This window comes from Arthrobacter sp. ATA002 (assembly GCF_026898095.1).
GTDB lineage: Bacteria > Actinomycetota > Actinomycetes > Actinomycetales > Micrococcaceae > Arthrobacter_B.
The window spans coordinates 632,356-653,642 of the sequence record NZ_CP114015.1; the positions used below are offsets into that span (position 1 = coordinate 632,356).

Genomic DNA, 21,287 nt, shown 5'->3' on the forward strand with positions numbered 1-21,287 from the left:
GGCAGGACTTACGGAGAGCCGTAGTGAAATACGGCTCCCGGGAGGCTTTTTCGAACATATCAAAGCGTCCGCCGCCCTCTCGATTCCTTTGAACTGCATCACATGAAGGGGGTCTGCGGCAGGGGCGAAAGCCTGCCGCGGCTCTGCCCCGGAACCCTGTCCACCGCTGGTTTTCCCTGCTACGGTTTGAAAAAGAGGCCGCGTGTGGCCTTGACCACAACTCGCTTCCACTGATCCTGCTGACGGCCAATCGGCGTCGACGGCCGCTGGAGGACCCGGAATTGGTAGCCGGTTGTTCTACAGAGGAGTGGAAACCATGTCCGAAGCGAAATCCGTGCCCGCGCAGACCGAGCGTTCCTTCGGCCGCCGCCAGATTCAGGCCGGCCACGCTCTCATGATGATGATCTCGCGGACCATCCCGCACCCCATAACTGAAGTGTGGGCGGCCATAACGGACCCCGCCCGCCTGGAACTCTACATTGGTCGGCCGGAGGGTGACTTGAGGCTCGGGGGCACGTACGAATTGCCCGACGGCACGCGCGGCGGCATCCTCCGCTGTGATCCGCCGCGGCTGCTGACCCTCTCGGTGCAGCGTCCCGGAGGGCACTCCGCCGAGTTGGAGGTGCATATGACCGCTGAAGATTTCCGCACCCGCATCGACCTGAAATACGCTTCCGTCCGCAAGGGGTTCGTGCTGATCGATGCCGTCTCCGGCGAGTGGGCGGCAGGTCCGGGGTGGGAGTTTTTCCTCGACAGCCTCACGGATTTCCTCAACGGGGAAAACCCCGGGGAGCCGGCCGGGCTCATTGGCTGGAGGTCATTCGAGGGGGAGCAGCTGGACCTGTACCAGGCCCGGAATGCCGAGTGGGTAAAGGCGAAATCCGACTGGGACCACGAGCACGAGGCGGCGCCCGGGCCGTCCTGATGCCGCCCCGGCCCTATCCGGATTAAACGAGCGCCACAAGGCCCCCGAAACCTGTGGATAACTTTACATCACAAGTTGAGCGAATTACACTCAAGTTTGTTGCGTCGGGGCGGATAAGGACGAAATGCCGCCGTTCCGGGAAGCCGGGAAGTTGTTTGGAAGGAGCCTGTAGTGGACACCAAATTCACCAACAAGAGCCAGGAGGCGCTGCAGGCCGCAGCGATGAACGCCACCACTGCGGGGAACCCGCAGATTGAACCCGCCCACCTGTTGAAGGCACTGATGGACCAGCGCCAGGGTGTGGCCGTGGCCCTCCTCAAGGCTGCGGGGGCCAACCCGGACACTGTCAGCGCCGCCGCCAGCACGGCGATCCATTCCCTGCCCTCATCGTCGGGGTCGTCCGTGGCGCAGCCGCAGTTTTCCCGTTCCATGCTCCAGGTCATCACGGCAGCCCAGCAGGAAGCGGAACAGCTTGGCGATGCCTATGTCTCCACCGAGCACCTCCTGTTGGGGCTGTCGCTCGACAGCGGCACGGCCGGCAAGTCCCTCCGGGACAACGGCGCCGGCCATGACGTCCTGCGGACAGCCCTTCCATCCGTACGAGGAGACCGAAAAGTGACGAACGCCGACCCCGAGAACACCTTCCAGGCTCTGGAGAAGTTCAGCACCGACCTCACCGAAATGGCCCGCAGCGGCAAGCTCGATCCCGTGATTGGCCGGGACTCCGAAATCCGCCGTGTCATTCAGGTACTGAGCCGGCGCACCAAGAACAACCCGGTCCTGATCGGGGAGCCGGGCGTGGGCAAGACCGCCGTCGTCGAGGGGCTCGCCCAGCGAATCGTGGCCGGGGATGTGCCGGAAAGTCTGAACGGCAAAACGCTGCTGTCCCTGGATCTGGGGTCGATGGTTGCCGGAGCCAAGTACCGCGGTGAGTTCGAAGAACGCTTCAAGGCCGTGCTGGAGGAGATTCAGAGTGCCGAGGGGCAGATTGTCACGTTCATCGACGAGCTGCACACCGTCGTCGGCGCCGGTGCGGCCGAGGGATCCATGGATGCCGGCAACATGCTCAAGCCCATGCTGGCCCGCGGCGAGCTGCGCCTGATCGGCGCCACCACGCTGGACGAATACCGCGAAAACGTGGAGAAGGACGCCGCGCTGGAGCGCCGTTTCCAGCAGGTGTATGTCGGCGAGCCCAGCGTTCCGGACACCATCGGCATTCTGCGCGGTTCAAGCGAGCGCTACGAAGCGCACCACAAGGTGGCGATCGCCGACTCCGCCCTGGTCGCTGCGGCCACCCTGTCCAACCGCTACATCACGGGCCGTCAGCTGCCGGATAAGGCCATCGACCTGGTGGATGAAGCGGCCTCCCGGCTGCGCATGGAAATCGACTCCGCGCCGGAGGAAATCGACGAGCTCCGCCGCGCCGTGGACCGGCTGACCATGGAAGAGCTGGCGCTGGCCAATGAAACAGACTCGGCTTCCCTGGAGCGGCTGGAAGTGCTGCGCGAAGACATGGCTAACAAGAAGGAGCAGCTGGCGGGGCTGAACGCACGCTGGGAAGCGGAAAAAGCCGGATTGAACCGGGTTGGCGATCTCAAGGCGCAGATTGACGAGCTGCGCTCCGAAGCGGAGAAATTCCAGCGCGACGGCGACCTTACCGAGGCCTCCCGGATCCTGTACGGGGAGATACCGGCCCTGCAGAAGGAGCTGGATGCCGCCCAGCAGGCCGAGGAAAGCAACTTCGGCGAGGAAACACGCGAACTCATGGTCTCCGAGGAAGTCACCGCCGACGACATCGCCGAGGTGGTGTCCGCCTGGACCGGAGTTCCGGCCGGACGGATGCTCCAGGGGAGTCGCAGAAGCTGCTCACCATGGAAGAGAACCTTGGCTCCCGCCTGATCGGGCAGACCAAGGCCGTAAACGCCGTCTCGGACGCGGTCCGCCGGTCCCGTGCCGGTGTCAGTGATCCGGACCGCCCCACCGGTTCCTTCCTCTTCCTGGGCCCCACCGGCGTGGGTAAGACCGAGCTGGCCAAGGCCCTGGCGGAGTTCCTCTTCGATGACGAGCGGGCCATGGTCCGCATCGACATGAGTGAGTACTCGGAAAAGCACTCGGTGTCCCGGCTCGTCGGTGCCCCTCCCGGCTATGTCGGCTATGAGGAGGGCGGCCAGCTGACCGAAGCCGTCCGCCGCCGGCCGTACTCGGTCATTCTGCTGGACGAGGTGGAGAAGGCGCATCCGGAGATCTTCGACATCCTGCTCCAGGTGCTCGACGACGGCCGCCTCACCGACGGCCAGGGACGCACCGTGGACTTCCGCAACGTCATCCTCATCCTGACCTCGAACCTGGGCTCGCAGTTCCTGGTGGATCCGGGGCTCACGGAGGACCAGAAACGGGACTCGGTCATGGGGATGGTCAACGCCAACTTCAAGCCGGAATTCCTGAACCGGCTCGACGACGTCATCCTGTTCGACCCGCTCAGCCTGGATGACCTGTCCAGGATTGTGGACATCCAGGTGCGGGCGCTAGCCGCCCGACTTCATGAGCGCAGACTCACGCTGGACGTCACCGACTCCGCACGGGAGTGGCTGGCCCTCACCGGCTATGACCCGGCCTACGGCGCCCGGCCGCTGCGCCGGCTCGTGCAGCGCGAGATCGGGGACAAGCTTGCCCGCGGAATCCTGGCCGGCAAAATCAACGACGGCGACACCGTCCTGGTGGACCGCCCGGAGGGCAGCATGGCCGTGGAGGGCGATGAGCTCGTGGCCGAACCCGTGGGCCTGTCTGTCGAAGCAGCCTAAACGCCGTGCAGTAACCCGGCCAGGAGCTGCGCCGGGTTACTGCTCAAGTAGGGATTCGGTCAGCTCCCGGCCGCCGCCGGTCACCACAAAGCAGTCAATGCGGCGGTCGCCGTCCCGCCAGGACTCCGGGGTGGGGATGACCTTGTTTTCCTGAAGATCCAAGTCGCCGCCTTCGGTCAGGGCGTCCGAGTAACGGACCTCGGAGCAAATCTCGGAGGCGCGTGCCGACAGGTCCTCCGTCCCGGGGAACTCGTCGCTCTCCGGGTAGGTGGCGGTGGCCACCAGCTGCGCGTTGTGCGGAGTTTCGCAGGTCACCACGGTGGTGGGCTCGTTGATGCCGGTGAAGTCCTGCAGGCAGGCTCCGGCTTCCAGCTCGATCGGCGAGACATCCTCTTCCAGGACACCCGGTTCCTTCTCGGACCCCAGGATGACGGTGAAGAACAGCACCACCAGCACGGCCAGGACACCCAGGATCCCCATGATGAGCAACAGCCGTTTGTTGCGTCCGTTGTCCGCCGGCGCTGCGGAGGCAGAATCAGACGCGCGCCGGGCGCGGCGAGACTCACCGGGATCAGCGGCACCCGTGGCTTCCGGCAGCTCCGGCTCCGCTGTGTCTGACGCCGGTGCGTCCGGCCTTTCTGCGCCTGAAACTGCCGCGCCCCTGTTGGCATCATCCGGCGTGTTGGAGGCGTCAGCGGCGCTGTCCGGCTCCGCGGCCGCCGCCCTGGGCTCCTCAGCGGCCTCGGAGGATGTGCCGGTCATGGGAGCAGCCGCTGCAATTCCCCCGGTGCGGTTCACTGCGGCCGGGTGGTTCGCCGCCGGATCGGTCAGGACGGCGGCATCCGCGGCCTGGGCTTCCACTTCCCGAACTTCAGCCGTTGCATCGTTGAGCGATGCGGCGTCGGCTGCCTCGGAACTAATGTCCGCTTTGCCCAGCGACGGGGTTTCCAGGGCGACGTCTTCCGGCACGGCCGGACCGTCCCCAGCTGACACTGCTGTGTCTGAAAGCGCCTCGTCTGGAACCCTTTCGCCGTTGTCCACCTCCGCAGCGGAACCGGCCGCGGGGCTGTCCGGGCCCTTTGCGGCGGCCGGGTGGTTCGCCGCCGGATCGGTCAGGACGGCGGCGTCCGCGGCCTGGGCTTCCACTTCCCGAACTTCAGCCGTTGCATCGTTGAGCGATGCGGCGTCGGCTGCCTCGGAACTAATGTCCGCTTTGCCCAGTGACGGCGTCTCCAGGGTGAGGTCATCCGGATTGGTTACCTCCGGTTCACCAGCGGTTCCGTCACCGGGTGTTTCCGCGGGCGCTGCCGCAAACACTCCGTCCCACACCTTGCTGTCATGGTCCCCGTCTCCGGAGAGCCATGCCGGAGCCTCTGTGTGGGCTTCAAGGTCCTGCAGACCGGAGGCTGCCCCGGAGTCCGCTGCGGCCGGGGCGGCAGCCTGCGGTTCTGTCTCGTCCGGGGACACCCGGGAGGCTCCCGACGGGGGATGAGAGCCGGCGCCCTGCGTGCTTTTTTTATCGCTCATGGTGAACGTGAGTCCTCACTGTAGGCGGCCCTCCGGGGCCCCAAAACTGTCTCTACCCCCGACTTTACCCAGTCTCGGCGGGGAGGTGCAGGAACAGGGGTATGCGGGGGTACTGTCAAACATGCGGCTCCGGGCGCCCCAAAGGACGGGGCGGGGCACAAGGCCGCCTGAAAGCATGTAACCTGTACTTACGACAAATTGACCAAATATTCCGGGGCCTCGCTCACTTGCTCAGAGCGACCACCTCCGGATCGACGCAAAAGGGGGTCACGCCATGGGGCGCGGCCGTCAAAAGGCAAAAGCAACCAAGCAGGCCCGGGAAATGAAGTATTTTACCCCGGCCACGGACTACTCGGCACTGCAGCGTGAGCTTGCGGGACCAACGAGCCGTCCATCGAGTCGATATCCCGAGGAACCGGCCGAGCCGGACTACTCGGCGTACGAAGATAAGTACGCGGATCAATTTGGCGACGATGACGACGATGAAGGTACTTCCCGCCGCACCGGCTAGAGCGGCACTTCAAAGCGTCGGCCGATTGCTCTCTTCAGCGGATCACCCCCAGGGTGCATCCGCTGAAGGCCGTTAAGGGTCCGGCAAAGCAACGGGCGGACAGGAAAGGGTGCGCATCTGTGACGCGCACCCTTTCCTGTGGAAGCTCCCGGGTCCCGGGCAGCCGGCAGTTTAGCCGGCGTAGTTTCCGACGAGGCGGACGGCGCCGCCGTCGACACCCTTGGCGCCCTGGACATAGTCCGGGCCGGGCAGTGCTTCACCCGCGGCTCCCACGCTGCCCATGACCCAGGCCGGAACACCGCGCTCAGCCAGCCGGTTAACGGCAGCGTCGGCTCCGGCGGCGTCCACGATGGCGACCATCCCCACGCCGAGGTTGAGGGTGCGCTCCAGATCCGGCTGCGGAACGTTCCCCAGCCCGGACACCAGCTTGAAGATGGGCGGCAGCTCCCAGGTGGAGCGGTCAACCGTGGCCTCGAGTCCCTTGGGGAGCACGCGGGCCAGGTTGGCGGCAAGGCCGCCTCCGGTGACGTGGCTGAAGCCGTGGACACCGGCGGGTTCCAACCGCGCCAGATCCAGGCAGTCGGCGGCGTACACCCGGGTGGGTTCGAGGAGTTCCTCGCCGAGGGTGCGCCCGAACTCGCTGACCTGGCGCTCGAGCTGCCAGCCGGCATGGTGGATCACCCGGCGGACCAGCGAGTAACCGTTGGAATGCAGCCCGGAGGACGCCATGCCGATGACCACGTCGCCGCTGCGGACCCGTTCCGGGCCCAGCAGGTTTCCGGCTTCCACCACGCCGGTGGCGGCGCCGGCGACGTCGTACTCATGTTCACCCAGCAGGCCGGGGTGCTCGGCGGTTTCCCCGCCCACCAGCGCCGTGCCGGCGACTTCGCAGGCCGCGGCGATGCCGCGGACAATGTCAGCGATGCGTTCGGGGACCACCTTGCCGCAGGCAATGTAGTCGGTCATGAACAGAGGCTCGGCGCCCACCACAACGATGTCGTCCACCACCATGCCCACCAGGTCGAAGCCGATGGTGTCGTGGATATCCATGGCCTGGGCAATGGCCACCTTGGTGCCTACGCCGTCGGTGGAGGTGGCGAGCAGCGGCTTCTTGTAGGCCAGCAGCCGGGACACGTCGTAGAGTCCGGCGAATCCACCCACCCCGCCCAGTACCGAAGAGTTGTGCGTCGCCTTGACGGCGGCCTTCATCAGGTCCACGGCCTTGTCGCCGGCTTCGACGTCCACTCCTGCCGAGGCATAGGTGATGGCGGTTTCGGACGAGCTCATACGGCTTCCTTCTTGTCGGCTTTGGTCAGGAGATTCTCAAACTCGGCGTCTGGCCCCGGATCGCAGCCGTTGGCTCCGCCGTCGTCCGCCGGATTGCCGGGCGCAGCCGGCTCCAGCAGGTTCTTGCCCAGCCGGTCCGCCGACGGCAGTTCGATCGGATAGACCCCGGTGAAGCATGCGGTGCACAGCCGCTCGCGGGGCTGCCGGGTGGCGCCGATCATGCCGTCCTCGGAAATGTAGGCCAGCGAGTCGGCGCCCACGGAGGCGCAGATTTCCTCGACGGCGGCACCGTTGGCGATCAGTTCCGCGCGGGAGGCAAAGTCGATGCCGTAAAAGCACGGCCACTGGACCGGCGGGGACGAAATCTTGACGTGGACTTCCTTGGCCCCCACCTCGCGCAGCATCCGCACGATGGCCCGCTGCGTGTTGCCGCGGACAATGGAATCATCCACGACCACCACGCGCTTGCCGCGGATGACGGATTCCAGGGCGTTGAGCTTGAGCTTGATGCCCAGCTGGCGCAGCGTCTGGCTCGGCTGGATGAAGGTGCGCCCCACATATGAGTTCTTGACGAATCCGTGGGCGAAGGGAATGCCCGACTCTTCGGCGTATCCGACCGCGGCGGGGGTTCCGGACTCGGGCACGGGAATGACGATGTCGGCTTCGACCGGATATTCGCGGGCCAACTGGCGGCCCATCTCTACCCGACTCTCATAGACGGACCGGCCGTTGATGACGGCATCGGGACGGGCCAGGTAAACGTATTCAAAGACGCAGCCGGCCGGCGTCGGTTCGCCGAAGCTGGTGCTGCGGATGCCGTTTTCGTCAATGGCGATAAACTCGCCGGGCTTGATCTCGCGGATGAAGCTGGCACCGACCGTGGCGAGGGCGGACCCCTCGGAAGCTACCACCCAGCCGCGGTTCAGGCGGCCCAGCACCAGCGGGCGGACCCCGTAGGTGTCCCGCGCGGCGTAGAGGGTGCCTTCGTCCATGAAGACAAAGGAGAACGCCCCGCGCAGCTTGGGCAGCAGCTCCAGGGCCGTGTCCTCCAGCGAACGTCCGTCGGAGCCGTTGAGCAGCGCCGTGACCAGCGCGGTGTCCGAGGTGTTGCCCTGGGCGATTTCACCGGAGCGCGGGCGTCCCTCGCGTTCGAGGATCATTTCGTACAGTTCGGCCGAGTTGGTCAGGTTGCCGTTGTGCGCCAGGGCCACGGTACCGCTGGCGGTGGCGCCGAGGGTGGGCTGGGCATTGGCCCACTGGGAGGCGCCGGTGGTGGAATACCGGCAGTGGCCCACCGCGATATGCCCGGTCAGGGTGTTCAGGGTGGTTTCGTCGAAGACCTGGGAAACCAGGCCCATGTCCTTGTAGACGCTGATCCTGTTGCCGTCGCTGGTGGCAATTCCCGCGGACTCCTGCCCGCGGTGCTGCAGGGCGTACAACCCGTAGTACGTAAGTTTTGCTACTTCTTCACCGGGGGCCCAGACACCGAAGACTCCACAGGCATCCTGTGGACCTTTCTCGCCGGGCAGAAGATCGTGGGAAAGTTTTCCGTCACCGCGTGCCATGGGATTAGTCTCTCACGCCGGAGTCGAAGCCGGACTTTCACGCGGAACCATTACGGGCCGCCGTTCGGGAAGTTACTCCTCGTCGCGCTCGACGACGGCGCGGCGGGCCTTGCGCACGCTGATCCAGTCCAGGAGCAGGGCAACGACGGCTCCGAGGCAGACACCGGGAATGGCGAACATGACGGTGAAGAAGCCCAGGGTTGCTTCGCGCGTGTACGTGGGATCGGCCGGCCCTGCATAGGCGACCACCAGTGCGGCAATGAACCCGGCGATCACGCCCAGAGCCAGGAACGGAATAAAACGGGGAGCGCGGCGGACGGTAATTTCGCGGCGCTCGGGGCTGTGCTGCTCGGAATCCATATCCAAATTCTACCGGCAGTAGAGATTATTGCCCTGCACGGAACAGCGGAAGCCACTCCGACAGGTCGGCCCGCTGCCCGGAAGCCGCCACCTTGCCGGCAGCGACGGCGTCCGCCCAGGGCTGTTCTCCGGTGACGAGCGCCAGCCAAGTGGCGGCGTCGGTCTCGATCACGTTCGGCGGTGTTCCCCGGGTGTGCCGGGGTCCCGCCACGCACTGGGTGACACCGAACGGCGGAACCCGGACCTCCACGCTGTTGCCGGGTGCGCGCTCAGCCAGTTCCTCGAGGGAATAGCGGACGGCGGTGGCCAGGATTTTGCGGTCAGCCGTGGAACCCTGATCCGCGGCAGCGGCGGCAGCCCGCAGCGCCGTCTCACCCTCAGGTGCCGGGATGCGTCGTCGTGCCATGGGGTAGTCCGTCCGCTGCGGTTAGGAGTCCAGCAGGGCCGTGACGGGTGCCCCGAGCCGGATGCTGCCGACAGGTTCGCCGCCGCCGAGCACCGGCCGCACAATCTTGTCCAGTACCGGGCCGATCGTGCCGGCGTCCACCGCGCCGCTGGCCGCCAGCAGGGTCAGCCCCACGAGGGACGCCGCGCGGGTGTCGCCGTCCAGCATCTTCAGGGCAACGGATACTCCGGTGTCGGTGCCCAGCACAAGCACGCCCTCGGCACCGTTCTTGGAAATGATGCCCAGGTCTTCCATTACTACGGTGTTTTCGCGGCCGCGGCCGTGGACCGCCCACGGGTAGTCGAGCATCGCGGTGGCCACGGTGGCTGCCCGGGCATCACCGTGCTTGCTCGAGGGTGCCTTGGCCAGGCGGCCGATGCCGCGGGCCAGGCCGGTGAGGGAGACGGCGGCCAGCGGCGCGCCGCAGCCGTCGGTGGCCCAGTGCCGGATGGTTTCTCCAGTGAATTCCTCAAAGACCTCGGCGATGCGCAGCTGCAGCGGATGCTGCGGATCCAGATAGGTGGCGTGGTCCCAATTGTTCTCGGTGCAGGCCCAGAGGAACGCGGCGTGCTTGCCGGAGCAGTTGAAGGCCAGCTTGTTTTTGCCCTTTCCGGCACGGACCAGCTCGTTCCGGGCGGCCTCGTCCTGGGGCCAGTCCACGGGGCACTGCAGATGGTCTTCGGTGACGCCGGCGGCAGCCAGCATCGTCTTGACCACGTCCGTGTGTTCCTTGGAACCGGTGTGGCTGGCCGCGGCCAGCGCCACCTGTGGACCGCGCAGCGGAACGCCGGATTTCATGGCAGCCACGGCTTGGAACGGCTTAAGCGTGGACCGCGGAAATATGGGCGTCGTGATGTCTCCCAGTGCCGTAACGACACTTCCGTCAGCCGCCATGACAACGGCGGAACCGATGTGGCGGGACTCGATGAAACCGCTGCGTTCCACAACGGCAAGTTCAACGGCATCGGACGCAGTAAAAGTGGCAGGCATGTTCTTATTCCACCATGAACTGCACCGACTGCCAGCCGGAGGCGCCGTCGGGCACCGTGTCGGCGCGTGCCTCGGTCTGCACGCCGTCCTGCGGATCCGTGGCCCGCGCACGCACGGTGTGGTTGCCGCTGGAAAGTTCCGGCGTGCGGAAGGAGAACTGGCGCCAGGTGTCCACCGAGGCCTCCGCGGCCAGGACCGCCGGCTGCCACTCGCCGTCGTCGATCTGCACTTCCACTCCGGTGATGCCGCGCTGCTGTGACCAGGCGGTGCCGCCAATATCCACGGGGCCGGCCGGTACCCGGGCGAACGACGCCGGCACCTCCACCCGTGCCATCGTCTTCACCGGTGCCTGCTCAGCCCAGCCGCGGTCCGTCCAGTACGCGGTTTGCGTGTCGAAGCGGGTTACTTCCATGTCGATGATCCATTTGGTGGCGGACACAAAGCCGTAGAGGCCGGGCACCACCATCCGGACTGGATAGCCATGCACCGGAGGCAGCGGCTCACCGTTCATGCCCACGGCCAGCAGAGCGTCGCGGTCATCCTGCAGCACCTCCAGGGGAGTGGAGGCGCTGAAACCGTCAACACTGGTGGAGAGCACCATGTCCGCGTCCGCCGTGGGCCGGGCCCGGGCCAGCAGCTCCCGCACCGGCAGTCCCAGCCACTTGGCAGTACCGGCCAGGTCCCCGCCGAGCGGATTGGAAACGCAGGTCAGGGTGAGATGCCGTTCAATCAGGTCCGAGTCCAGCAGCTCGGCAAAGCTGATCCGGACCTCTTCCTCCACCATGCCGTGGATCCGGAGCTCCCAGGTTTCGGCATCCACTTCCGGCACGCTGAGGGCCGTGTCGATCCGGTAGAAGTCGGCGTTCGGCGTAAGCCACGGGGTTACGCCGGATACCGGGGACTGCAGTCCGGCGGGCAGCGCGGGGGCCGGGTCGGCGCTTGCCGGAAGCCGAAGGGCGGCCCGGAAGCCGGCCGTGGTGCTGCGCGCCGCCGCGATGGCACGGCCTCCTGTGGCAGCGGCAGCCGCGATCACTGCGGTGAGCCCGGCAGCGGCGAAAAAACCGCGGCGGGTGGTCCGTGTGCCGCCGGGGGGAACTGACGGGGTGTCCGCTCCCGCATCCGCCGTCGTTCCTGCGGTGGTTTCTGCGCCGGCGGCGGGAATGCGGCGGATCAGTCCACGCAGGACAGCAATTCCGACGGCCGTCCCCAGCACCGTGGGGATGGCGTCCACCGGCGACGCTCCGGCCCGGGTCAGCACACAGGCCACAATCACTGTGCCCATGACAACGACGGCGGCCACGCCCAGCGCCCAGCGGCGCCGGGCCAGCACTCCCGCGAGGGCCGCCAATACGGCGATGGTTACGGCCATGCCGGCAAAGAGCGCGGCTTTGTCATTGGTGCCGAACGTTTCCACCGCAAAGTTCTTCAGCCACAGGGGAGTGAAGTCGATAAACGTGGAACCGAGGGCGATGAGCGGACGGGCCCGCGCGGTGAAAAACGCCCCGGCCAGCTCGGCTACGGCCAGCACCGTTGCCGCGGCGAGGATCCCCGCCAGGGCGGCGTAGGGCACCGCGGGGCGGAGCCGGAACAGCGTGCGGGTGCGGGTCCGGGCGGGAGAAGGTTTCGAGGAGGCCATCATGGTTCCTATTCGCAGCAGCACCGCGCAGGTATGGGTGTCCGCGTCACACGCGGCCGGCGCTTTCGGCTGCCGGAGCCCAGCCAGTACGCTGAACTACTGTGAAGGTTCTCGTTGTAGGCCCCGGCGGCCGCGAACATGCCCTTGTCCGATCACTGCTCGCTGATCCCTATGTCCGGGAGGTCCACGCTGCTCCCGGCAACGCAGGCATCGCGGAGATGGTTCCGGTCCATGCAGTGAATGCCAGCGACCCGGCGGAGGTGACCGCGCTGGCCCGCACCCTGGGCTCGAACCTCGTGGTTATCGGCCCCGAAGCCCCGCTCGCCGCAGGGGTTGCGGATGCCCTGCGGGAGGCAGGCATCCCCGTGTTCGGCCCGTCGCAGGCCGCAGCCCAGCTCGAGGCCTCCAAGGCGTTCGCCAAGCAGGTGATGGCCGCAGCCAGTGTTCCCACCGCCATGGCACGGGTGGCCTCCACTCCGGAAGAGGCCGCCGATGCGCTGGATACCTTCGGGGCACCGTATGTGGTCAAGGATGACGGACTGGCCGCGGGCAAAGGCGTGGTGGTCACCTCCGGCCGAGATGAGGCGCTGGCCCACGCGCAGGCCTGTTTTGACGCCGGCGGGACCGTGGTGATCGAAGAGTTCCTGGACGGCCCGGAGGTTTCACTCTTTGTCCTTTCCGACGGCCGCCATGTTGTTCCGCTGGCGCCGGCCCAGGATTTCAAGCGCATTTTCGACGGCGATGCAGGGCCCAACACCGGCGGCATGGGAGCGTATTCGCCGCTGGACTGGGTTCCGGCCGATCTCGTGGATGACGTCATCCGCCGGGTGGCCCAGCCCACGATCGATGAAATGGCAGCCCGCGGCACGCCGTTTGTCGGTGTCCTGTACTGCGGACTGGCCCTGACCTCGCGCGGAATGCGCGTCATCGAATTCAACGCCCGGTTCGGTGATCCGGAAACCCAGGCCGTGCTGGCCCGGCTGAAAACCCCGCTCGGCGGCCTGCTGCTGGCTGCGGCCAAGGGCGAACTGGACGCCATGGAACAGCTCAAGTGGGATTCCCGCACCGCGGTGGCTGTGGTGATTGCCGCCGCCGATTATCCGGACGCGCCGCGCACCGGCGACCGGATCCGCGGCCTGAAAAAGGCGGCAAAGCTCGACGGCGTCCACGTCCTGCACGCGGGCACCGCGCTCAATGGGGACGGCAAGGTGGTGTCCGCCGGCGGCCGGGTGCTCGCCGCCGTCGGCCTGGGTGCCGATCTTCAGTCAGCCCGGACCTGGCGTATGCCGGCGTGGAGATGATCCGGTTGGAAGGATCGCAGCACCGCGGTGACATTGCCTTGAAAGCGTTGAACGGGGAAGTGAGGGTTCCTGCCGGTGCCTGCACGGTGCCGGACAATGAACCGGGCTGCGCCCCGTCAGCCTGGACGGGGAACAGGCATGAGCGCCCCCGAACTGGCCGGCTGGACCCACGTTTATTCCGGAAAGGTCCGGGACCTGTACGTCCCCGCCGACTCCTCCGCACCGGGTGCAAAGGACCGGGTCCTCGTCGTGGCCAGTGACCGGATCAGCGCCTTTGACCATGTGCTGGCCTCCGAGATTCCGGACAAGGGCCGGATCCTGACCCAGCTCAGCCTGTGGTGGTTCGAGCAGCTGAAGGTGCCCAACCACGTGATCTCCGCGGATGAGGGGGTGCCGGCCGAGGTGGCGGGCCGGGCCATGATCTGCAGAAAGCTGGACATGTATCCGGTGGAGTGCATTGCCCGCGGCTACCTGACGGGCACGGGGCTGGCGGAATACCGGCAGTCGCAAACCGTGTGTGACGTGCCGCTGCCGGCCGGGCTGGTGGACGGGTCCCGGCTGGAACCGGCCATCTTCACGCCGTCGGCCAAGGCCGAGGTGGGCGAGCATGACGAGAACATCAATTACGACGCCGTGGTGAAGCTTGTCGGAGCGGAGACGGCTGGAACGCTGCGCTCGCTGACGCTGGAGATCTACGCGGCGGCCGAGGCGGTTGCCCGCGGCCGCGGCATCATCCTGGCGGACACCAAGGTGGAGTTCGGGCTGGATCCGGCCACCGGCGGGGTCACGCTGGGAGATGAGGTGCTGACCCCGGATTCCTCGCGGTTCTGGGATGCGGCGCTGTACGCCCCGGGTGCCGCGCAGCCGTCCTTCGACAAGCAGTATGTGCGGGACTGGCTGACCTCGCCTGAGTCCGGCTGGGACAAGGCCTCGGATACGCCGCCGCCGATGCTGCCGGCCGACGTCGTCGAGCGCACCCGCGCCCGCTATGTGGAGGCCTACGAGCGGCTGACCGGCAGGACGTTCGAGTAGGAGACTTCGCGCGGGGACTCCTGGCTTCCGGAAGGGGGAGTTCCCGGGCTGGCCGGAATCCGGCGCGGCTCAGCGCTGGAAGGTCAGATGCACGACGCCGCTTTCCGCCGTCTCGGCGCTGACGTTGTATCCGTCCTCGAGGCCGCGGAGGCCCTCCCACAGGTAGATGCCCCGTCCCAGCAGGATGGGCGTGATGCCCACGTGCATCCGGTCCACCAGCCCCGCTTCCAGGAACGTCTTGATGAGCGTGGGTCCGCCGCCGATCCGGACATCCTGTCCTGCCGCGGCGTCGGTGGCCAGCTCCAGTGCCTCCACGGGTGAGGCGCTGAGGAACTCGAACCTGGTTCCATTGGCCATCTCGATGGTTCGCCGCGGCGCATGAGTCAGGACAAAGACCGGAACCCGGAACGGCGGCTCATCGCCCCACCAGCCCTGCCAGTCCGGATCATCCGGGAAGAGATGCAGCCCGAACATGCCGGCTCCCATGATCTCGGAGCCGATTCCCTCGAAGTAAGCGGCAGCGTGTTTGTCATCCACGCCGGTGGTGCCTGCGCCTGGTTCATGCAGGACACGCTCTTGGAACGTCCGGGTGGCGGTGTACGGGCCCACCAGCCGGGACCAGTCCTGGCCAAACGGGTCCTCTGGAGTCTGGTCCGTGGTGGTGGCATAGCCGTCCAGGGAAATGTTCAGATCAACGCGGACAACCATCGGAAATCTCCTTGTTCCCTGATCGGCAGTACGTTGAGCCTAGCTGGGGCGGCAAGCGTGTCAAAGGGTTCCCGGGGACTGCCCGTCCGGAAGCCGGAGCACGCACTCCTTGCCGGTGGGTTCGCCGTCAAGGGTGAAAGCCAATGTGAGCAGGGAAGCACTCCGGGGCGGGGCGGGAAAGTAGAACCAGGAGGCCTCCCACTCGCTTCCGGTCCCGGAGGTATGCCCGCCGATCCATTGGTAGCTGGTTCCCAAATCGTCCGTGACGCGGGCACGTACCCGCTGCATCACCGCGACACCCGGCAGGGGCGGATAGCGGCCGGCGTTTGCGGTGCCGAGTTCTTTGCGGCGTTCCACCCAGGCGGCCTCGTCTCTGGCATGCTGCTGATTGCGCTCCCGGACTTCGCTGCCGTTGACGCCCTCGAGCATGATCTGGATGCAGCGGTCGCCGTCAGGCGACGCCATAGGTGGTTGCCGTGCCTCAACGTCAATGCCGGCAAAACGAACGCTGACGCCGTCGCTCACGCCGATAATCAGGTCACCCGGGGCCGCCACGATGGTTGTCATGCGCACCACGGTAACGGCTCGGATACAGGATAGCCATTGCGGCCCAGCCCTGAGCAAAAGCGGTCATGGGGTGGAAACAGCACTCGCCGGGCAACAAAAAGAGCCTGTCAGATGACAGACTCTCTTTGTTTGGTCGGGGTGACAGGATTTGAACCTGCGACCTCGTCGTCCCGAACGACGCGCGCTACCAAGCTGCGCCACACCCCGTAACCACTGCTCTTTTGCCGGGTTTCCCCGCCGCTGAAGCAACTTTACAAGTGTAGACGATCACCGCTGATTCCGCGAAACCGGGCTCCGCGGCCGCGGTAATGTTGCCGCGGAGCCCGTTTCGCCGCCGTCGTCCTACACCAGCGACTCCTGCCAGGCGGCCTGCAGCTTGGCGAACCGGCCGGTGCCGCCGGTGAGATCGGCCGGGGTGCCGTCCTCCACCACCTCGCCGGAGTGCATCACCAGCACCCGGTCGGCGATCTCCACCGTTGAGAGCCGGTGCGCGATGATCAGCGCCGTGCGGTTCCCCAGCAGGGTCTTCAACCCGTGCTGCACGAGCCGTTCGCTCGGAATATCCAGCGACGACGTGGCCTCGTCCAGGATCAGCACCGCGGGATCGGCCAGGAACGCGCGGGCAAAGCTGATCAGCTGGCGCTGGCCGGACGACACCCGGCCGCCGCGCTTGTTCACGTCGGTGTCGTAGCCCTCCGGCAGGGCTTCAATGAACTCATGGGCTCCCACGGCCTTCGCCGAAGCAATGATTTCTTCGCGGCTGGCGTCGGGTTTGCCCAGAGCGATGTTGTCCGCCACCGACCCGCTGAACAGGAACGCCTCCTGCGTCACCATGACGACGGCGCGGCGCAGGTCCCGCTGCGTGAGGTCGCGCAGGTCCACGCCGTCGAGCAGCACCGCACCGTCCGAGGGGTCGTAGAAGCGGGCAATCAGCTTTGCCAGCGTCGACTTGCCGGCCCCGGTCGGCCCGACCAGGGCCACGGTCTGCCCGGCGGGGATGTGCAGGTCCATGCGCGGCAGGATCACCGGACCGTCACCGTACCGGAACTCCACGCCGTCGAACCGGATGTCACCGGCGGCATGCCTGAGCTCCACCGGATGCTTGGGCGGACGAACGGTGGGCACTTCCTCCAGCAGCCCGGAGACCTTCTCCAGTGCGGCGGAGGCGGACTGGAAGGAGTTGTAGAACATGGCCATCTGGTCCACCGGCTGGAAGAAGCGCTTCGAGTACAGCAGCAGGGCCAGCAGGGCACCCACCTCGAGGCCGCCGTCGAGCACCCGGAAGCCGCCCACCAGCAGCACCACGGCCACCGTGGCGTTACCGATCAGCACCAGTCCGGGCTGGAAAACACCGTTGAGGTTGATGGAGCGGACGGTGGCCACCCGGTAGTCGTCGGCCAGGCCGTCGTACTTTTGGGCGTTCACCTGTTCGCGGCGGAAGGCCTTCACGGCGCGGATGCCGGTCATGGTCTCCACGAAGTGCACGATGAGCTTTGCGGAGGTCACCCGGGAGGCACGGTAGGCGAGCTGGGACCGCGTCTGATACCAGCGCGTCAGCAGATACATGGGCACAAAGGCCGCCAGCAGCAGCAGACCGGTGCGCCAGTCCAGGAGGAAGATGCTGACGGCAGTGAACAGCATGTACATCGCTCCCGAGGCCAGCGAGCTGATACCGGAGTCCAGCAGTTCCCGTAGGGCCTCCAGATCCGAGGTTTGCCGCGAAATGATGCGCCCCGAGGTGTACCTTTCGTGGAACTCCAGGCTCAGCCGCTGGGTGTGCCGGAAGACCCGCAGCCGCAGGTCCAGCAGCATGGCCTGGCTCAGCAGTGCGGTGGCGCGGACATAGCCGGCGGTCAGGGCCGCGGCAAGTATGGCCGCAACCAGGTAAGCCACGCCGGAGAGGACCAGCGGCAGGCTGTTGCCGGCCTGCAGGTCCGGCAGGGCATGGTCGATGCCGTAGGCAATGATGGCGGGCCCGGCCACCCGGGCGGCCTGGGAGAAGACGACCAGCAGGACGGTGCCGATAAACCGGGCCCGGTTGGGCCGGATCAGCGACCCCAGCAGGGCCAGCGACCGGCGGCGGACAGCCTGGTTTTCCTCCTTGCCCAGGTGGACGGCGTCCTCGCCTGCGGTTCCCAGCCGTGCGGCGGCGTCGTAGTTCGGGTCGGTGCCCTTGGCTCCGCGGGCACCCCTGGCGGGCCTGCCGGCCTCCGAGGCACCGCGGCGGACAGTGAAGCGGCTCATCGGATGATCTCCTCATCGTCCAGGCGCGGTGTTTCGAGGCCGCCGGCTGCGTTGTCGGCGTTGTCACTGGGAAGGAGTTCGTCTTCCAGCGGACTGTCCAGGTCTGCGGGTTCCGTGGGCAGGCTGGCGATCACGTACCGGTAGTGCTCATTGTCCGCGAGCAGCTCGGCGTGGGTGCCGACGGCGCTGATCCGGCCGTCCTCCAGCAGCGCGACGCGGTCGGCCAGGGACACCGTGGACGGGCGGTGCGCCACCACCAGCGTGGTGGTGTCGGCCAGTACCTCGCGCAGCCGGCCCTCCACCAGTTCCTCGGTGCGGACATCGAGCGCCGACAGCGGGTCGTCCATGATCAACACCTTGGGCCGGGCGGCTATGGCCCGCGCCAGGGCCACGCGCTGCCGCTGGCCGCCGGACAGGCTCAGCCCCTCCTCACCGATCAGCGTGTCGGTGCCCTCGGGCAGGGAATAGACAAAGTCGGCCTGCGCGACGTCGAGCGCCTGGGCCAGCAGCTGGTCGGCTTCGGCCGAACTTGCCGGTTCGGCTCCGAGCAGGACGTTGTCGCGGACCGAACTGGAGAACAGCGTGGTGTCTTCGAAGGCCACCGCAACGATGGTGCGGAGCTCCTCAAGGTCAAGGTCCCGCAGGTCGGTGCCGTCGATCCGGACCGCACCGCCGGTGACATCAAAGAGCCGGGGTACGAGCTGCAGCAGGGTGGTTTTTCCGCTGCCGGTTACCCCCACCAGGGCCATGGTTTCGCCCGGCCGCAGGCACAGGTCCACGCCGTTGATCACGCCGCGGGTGCCGTCCCTGGTGTCCGGGTAAGCAAAATGGACATCCTCAAACACGAGTTCCCCGCGCACATCGCGCAGGTGAACCGGATGTTCCGGACTTTCGATGGAGCGCCGGGCGTCCATCACCTCGTAGTGCCGGTCAATCGCCGTCTTGGCCGTGAGGGTCATGGACAGCAGCGGCCCGATGGCCTCCACCGGACCGGCCACGACGGCGGCAGTGGCGAAGAACGCGACCAGTGCGCCAATGCTGAGCGTGCCGTCAGCCACGGAAATGATGCCCACGACGAGGGCGGCAGCCAGCGCGGCCTCGGGCAGCAGTGTGACCACCAGCGAGAACTTGGCCAGCGAATTGGCTTTGGAAACCTCCGTCAGCCGCAGTTCCTGTGCCTGCTCCTCGAAGGAATCAAGCGCCTCGCGGCTGCGGCCGAAAGCCTTCAGGATGCGGATGCCGTGGACGGATTCCTCCACGGTGGTCGCCAGGTCTCCGGTTTGGTCCTGGCTTTGGCGGGACACCTGCCGGTAGAAGCGGTTGAAGCGGAATCCGTAAACGACAATGGGCACGGCAGCGGCGATAAAAATGAGTGCCAGGGGCCAGCTGGTGAACAGCATGACGGTGAACCCAATCGCCACGGTCAGCGCCGTGACCACGAGCATGATGGCGCCGAAGGCCATCCAGCGGCGGATCAGGTTCAGGTCGCTCATGGCGCGGGAGAGCAGCTGGCCGCTGCCCCAGCGGTCATGGAATTCGACCGAAAGATCCTGCAGATGCCGGTAGAACGATGTGCGCATCCGGGTTTCCACCGTGGTGGCGGGGGCGATGACGAACTGGCGGCGCAGCGCCACGAACGCCGCCTCCAGTACGCCCAGGCCCAGGACGACGCCGGCCGCACCCCACACGGCAGCTGTCGATCCGCCGGGGTTCAGCGACGTGTTGATCAGCACGCGGAAGACCTGCGGAATGGCCAGCGCCATGAGGCTGGCGCCCAGGGCGCAGAAGAGCCCGAGGATTAACCGGGGGAGAATGGGCCGCAAATGGGGGTACAGCCGTCCAAGGGACTGCCACAGTGATGTTTGCGCGGGCATGAAACCTCTTTGAGCGGGTGGAGGGTCCTGCATCAGGTGCAGCGTCCCTAGTGGCCTCAATCCTAAGCCTGACCGGTGACGGAATCGACGGCGGTCCGGAGTATGGTCTTTTCCGGCCGAGGAACGGCTTCGTCCGGCTTGCCGGGTGCCGGCAGCTTGCGTCTGCCGCGTCGTCGTCCACCGCCGGGGACGTGGCGTTTCACCCCGAGAGTAGGGATAATTCCGCTTTCCGGCGCTGGGAAGGGCATTGTCCCGACACTCGGCGGAGTTGAAGTGCATGAGCCCGACCGCTGCCGCCGGGGGAACGCCCGGGCCGGAGCGGGCTACGAGCGCGGAGTCAGCGTTATCAGGACCGCTTCGGGACGGCAGGCAAACCGGACCGGAGCGAAACGCGACGTTCCGATCCCCGCCGAAACGTTCATTGGCACCCGGCGGCCGTTGCGCTCCCACACGGACACACCCTTGGCCCGCGAGGTGGGCAGGTCGCAGTTGCTGACCAAAGCACCGTAGAACGGAATGCAGACCTGTCCGCCGTGGGTATGGCCGGCCAGGATCAGCTCCGCTCCGCCGTCCGTGAAGTAGTTCAGCACCCGCTGGTAGGGCGCATGGGCCACCCCGACGCGAAGGGAGGGCGCCGGGTCGGCGGCAACAGCAGCTTCCGGGAACCCCGCATAGACGTCGCGGTCCAGGTGCGGGTCATCCACGCCGGAGAAGTCCAGCCGTATCCCGCCCAGGACTTTGGAATCCCGGCGGTTCGTCAGACCGGTCCAGCCGGCGTCGTCGAAGGCACCGAAGAGCTCCCCGAACGGCAGCGCCGGCGGCTCCCTGGTGATTTTCGAGGGGCCCGTGAAGTAGGTGAAGGGACTCTTCATCATCGGGCCGTAATAGTCATTGGAACCGGGAACGTAGACGCCGGGGAACCGCAGCAGCGGCTTGAGGGCCGCCAACAGCGGAGGCACGGCGTCGGGGTGACTGAGGTTGTCGCCGGTGTTGACCACCAGATCCGGTTCCAGCTCCCCCAGCGAAGCCAGCCACCGCGTCTTGAGGTTCTGGTTCGGCACAAAGTGGATGTCCGACAGGTGCAGCACCCGCAGCGGCGCGCTGCCCGGCGGCAGGACGGCCAGCGTCTCCGCCCGAATCCCAAAAAGGTTGCGTTCGATCAATGAGGCATAGGCAAGGGCGGCAGCCCCGGCACCGGCGGTAGCTCCGGCAGCCCAGGCCGCCGGGCGCAGAACACTGCCCAGGGAAGAAGCGGCCACGATTAGTATGTCTCGCGCCCGGCAGCGAACCGGTCTTCAAAGAAGCTCGCCCCGGAGGCGTTGTTGTCCCCCTCGGAGCCGCCGCCTCCGTTGTCCCCGTCGTCGTCACTGTCGGCGGCTGGGCTGGGGGACGGCGCCGGTGCCGGCCTCGGTGCCTGCGGCGCGTTGCCCATGATGCTCGCAGGCGGGGAGTGAACGGATTGGCGCCGTACTCACCGGGAATCCGCTGGATGAAGTTCTTCCAGGACGGTCCGG

The 21,287-nt window shown here is 66.8% G+C and carries 15 protein-coding genes, 1 tRNA gene and 2 pseudogenes; 5 read left to right on the forward strand and 13 right to left on the reverse strand.

All coding sequences use genetic code 11. The features are described 5' to 3' along the window. Window positions 1–316 precede the first annotated feature (316 nt). Window positions 317–925 (forward strand): SRPBCC domain-containing protein, encoded by a 609-nt coding sequence (locus OL239_RS03275; protein WP_268910721.1) that lies wholly within the window; start codon window positions 317–319, stop codon window positions 923–925. Between the two features lie 171 nt (window positions 926–1,096). Further along, window positions 1,097–3,726 (forward strand): annotated as a pseudogene (clpB, locus tag OL239_RS03280) (ATP-dependent chaperone ClpB). Window positions 3,727–3,762: 36 nt separating this feature from the next. Here the strand turns inward: clpB and OL239_RS03285 are convergent. Next, window positions 3,763–5,253, reverse strand: a complete 1,491-nt coding sequence (locus OL239_RS03285) for a septum formation family protein (protein ID WP_268910722.1) — start codon at window positions 5,251–5,253, stop codon at window positions 3,763–3,765. 274 nt (window positions 5,254–5,527) lie between these two features. On the opposite strand from OL239_RS03285, the gene OL239_RS03290 reads away from it, so the two are divergent. Further along, window positions 5,528–5,764 carry a DUF3073 domain-containing protein gene (locus OL239_RS03290; RefSeq protein WP_104102792.1) on the forward strand — a complete coding sequence of 79 codons (237 nt, stop codon included), beginning with the start codon at window positions 5,528–5,530 and terminating at the stop codon, window positions 5,762–5,764. Between the two features lie 171 nt (window positions 5,765–5,935). On the opposite strand, the gene purM is transcribed toward OL239_RS03290, so the two are convergent. From purM to OL239_RS03320, 6 genes are all read right to left on the reverse strand, one after another. Then, a complete protein-coding gene (purM, locus tag OL239_RS03295; protein ID WP_268910723.1) occupies window positions 5,936–7,051 on the reverse strand; it encodes a phosphoribosylformylglycinamidine cyclo-ligase in 1,116 nt (371 codons plus the stop codon). Then, complete coding sequence (purF, locus tag OL239_RS03300; RefSeq protein WP_268910724.1) at window positions 7,048–8,616, reverse strand: amidophosphoribosyltransferase; 1,569 nt, start codon at window positions 8,614–8,616, stop codon at window positions 7,048–7,050. The genes purM and purF overlap by 4 nt, the downstream gene beginning before the upstream one ends. Before the next feature lie 72 nt (window positions 8,617–8,688). Next, window positions 8,689–8,976 (reverse strand): hypothetical protein, encoded by a 288-nt coding sequence (locus tag OL239_RS03305; RefSeq protein ID WP_268910725.1) that lies wholly within the window; start codon window positions 8,974–8,976, stop codon window positions 8,689–8,691. A gap of 25 nt (window positions 8,977–9,001) precedes the next feature. Continuing rightward, on the reverse strand, window positions 9,002–9,382 hold the full coding sequence (locus OL239_RS03310; RefSeq protein WP_268910726.1) for a sterol carrier family protein: 381 nt from the start codon (window positions 9,380–9,382) through the stop codon (window positions 9,002–9,004). 21 nt (window positions 9,383–9,403) lie between these two features. Further along, window positions 9,404–10,411 carry an asparaginase gene (locus OL239_RS03315; protein ID WP_268910727.1) on the reverse strand — a complete coding sequence of 336 codons (1,008 nt, stop codon included), beginning with the start codon at window positions 10,409–10,411 and terminating at the stop codon, window positions 9,404–9,406. Window positions 10,412–10,415: 4 nt separating this feature from the next. Next, on the reverse strand, window positions 10,416–12,050 hold the full coding sequence (locus OL239_RS03320) for a molybdopterin-dependent oxidoreductase (protein ID WP_442864207.1): 1,635 nt from the start codon (window positions 12,048–12,050) through the stop codon (window positions 10,416–10,418). A 98-nt stretch (window positions 12,051–12,148) separates the two neighbouring features. On the opposite strand from OL239_RS03320, the pseudogene purD reads away from it, so the two are divergent. After that, window positions 12,149–13,428, forward strand: a pseudogene (purD, locus tag OL239_RS03325) (phosphoribosylamine--glycine ligase); the annotation flags it as partial. A gap of 58 nt (window positions 13,429–13,486) precedes the next feature. Continuing rightward, window positions 13,487–14,380, forward strand: coding sequence for a phosphoribosylaminoimidazolesuccinocarboxamide synthase (locus OL239_RS03330; protein WP_268910728.1), 894 nt, complete (start codon window positions 13,487–13,489; stop codon window positions 14,378–14,380). Between the two features lie 69 nt (window positions 14,381–14,449). On the opposite strand, the gene OL239_RS03335 is transcribed toward OL239_RS03330, so the two are convergent. The 6 genes from OL239_RS03335 to OL239_RS03360 all read right to left on the reverse strand — a co-directional run bounded on the left by OL239_RS03335 (window position 14,450) and on the right by OL239_RS03360 (window position 21,032). Then, entirely contained in the window at window positions 14,450–15,088 is a 639-nt protein-coding gene (locus OL239_RS03335; RefSeq protein ID WP_268910729.1) for a dihydrofolate reductase family protein, read from the reverse strand. A 60-nt stretch (window positions 15,089–15,148) separates the two neighbouring features. After that, a complete protein-coding gene (locus OL239_RS03340; protein ID WP_268910730.1) occupies window positions 15,149–15,655 on the reverse strand; it encodes a hypothetical protein in 507 nt (168 codons plus the stop codon). 130 nt (window positions 15,656–15,785) lie between these two features. Continuing rightward, window positions 15,786–15,862: transfer RNA gene (locus tag OL239_RS03345), tRNA-Pro, on the reverse strand. A gap of 135 nt (window positions 15,863–15,997) precedes the next feature. After that, the gene (locus OL239_RS03350) at window positions 15,998–17,899 is read right to left on the reverse strand and encodes an ABC transporter ATP-binding protein (protein ID WP_268910731.1); all 1,902 of its coding nucleotides are present in this window, start codon (window positions 17,897–17,899) and stop codon (window positions 15,998–16,000) included. Next, window positions 17,896–19,773 (reverse strand): ABC transporter ATP-binding protein, encoded by a 1,878-nt coding sequence (locus tag OL239_RS03355; RefSeq protein ID WP_268910732.1) that lies wholly within the window; start codon window positions 19,771–19,773, stop codon window positions 17,896–17,898. Before OL239_RS03355 ends, OL239_RS03350 begins: the two co-directional genes overlap by 4 nt. A gap of 323 nt (window positions 19,774–20,096) precedes the next feature. After that, window positions 20,097–21,032: a metallophosphoesterase gene (locus OL239_RS03360; RefSeq protein ID WP_442864209.1), complete on the reverse strand. Its 936-nt coding sequence runs from the start codon at window positions 21,030–21,032 to the stop codon at window positions 20,097–20,099. Window positions 21,033–21,287 lie beyond the last annotated feature (255 nt).

Coding starts and splice junctions, on each gene's coding strand:
- OL239_RS03275 (WP_268910721.1), top strand. CDS start 317: ATGTCCGAAGCGAAATCCGTGCCCGCGCAGACCGAGCGTTCCTTCGGC.
- OL239_RS03285 (WP_268910722.1), bottom strand. CDS start 5,253: ATGAGCGATAAAAAAAGCACGCAGGGCGCCGGCTCTCATCCCCCGTCG.
- OL239_RS03290 (WP_104102792.1), top strand. CDS start 5,528: ATGGGGCGCGGCCGTCAAAAGGCAAAAGCAACCAAGCAGGCCCGGGAA.
- purM (WP_268910723.1), bottom strand. CDS start 7,051: ATGAGCTCGTCCGAAACCGCCATCACCTATGCCTCGGCAGGAGTGGAC.
- purF (WP_268910724.1), bottom strand. CDS start 8,616: ATGGCACGCGGTGACGGAAAACTTTCCCACGATCTTCTGCCCGGCGAG.
- OL239_RS03305 (WP_268910725.1), bottom strand. CDS start 8,976: ATGGATTCCGAGCAGCACAGCCCCGAGCGCCGCGAAATTACCGTCCGC.
- OL239_RS03310 (WP_268910726.1), bottom strand. CDS start 9,382: ATGGCACGACGACGCATCCCGGCACCTGAGGGTGAGACGGCGCTGCGG.
- OL239_RS03315 (WP_268910727.1), bottom strand. CDS start 10,411: ATGCCTGCCACTTTTACTGCGTCCGATGCCGTTGAACTTGCCGTTGTG.
- OL239_RS03320 (WP_442864207.1), bottom strand. CDS start 12,050: ATGATGGCCTCCTCGAAACCTTCTCCCGCCCGGACCCGCACCCGCACG.
- OL239_RS03330 (WP_268910728.1), top strand. CDS start 13,487: ATGAGCGCCCCCGAACTGGCCGGCTGGACCCACGTTTATTCCGGAAAG.
- OL239_RS03335 (WP_268910729.1), bottom strand. CDS start 15,088: ATGGTTGTCCGCGTTGATCTGAACATTTCCCTGGACGGCTATGCCACC.
- OL239_RS03340 (WP_268910730.1), bottom strand. CDS start 15,655: ATGACAACCATCGTGGCGGCCCCGGGTGACCTGATTATCGGCGTGAGC.
- OL239_RS03350 (WP_268910731.1), bottom strand. CDS start 17,899: ATGAGCCGCTTCACTGTCCGCCGCGGTGCCTCGGAGGCCGGCAGGCCC.
- OL239_RS03355 (WP_268910732.1), bottom strand. CDS start 19,773: ATGCCCGCGCAAACATCACTGTGGCAGTCCCTTGGACGGCTGTACCCC.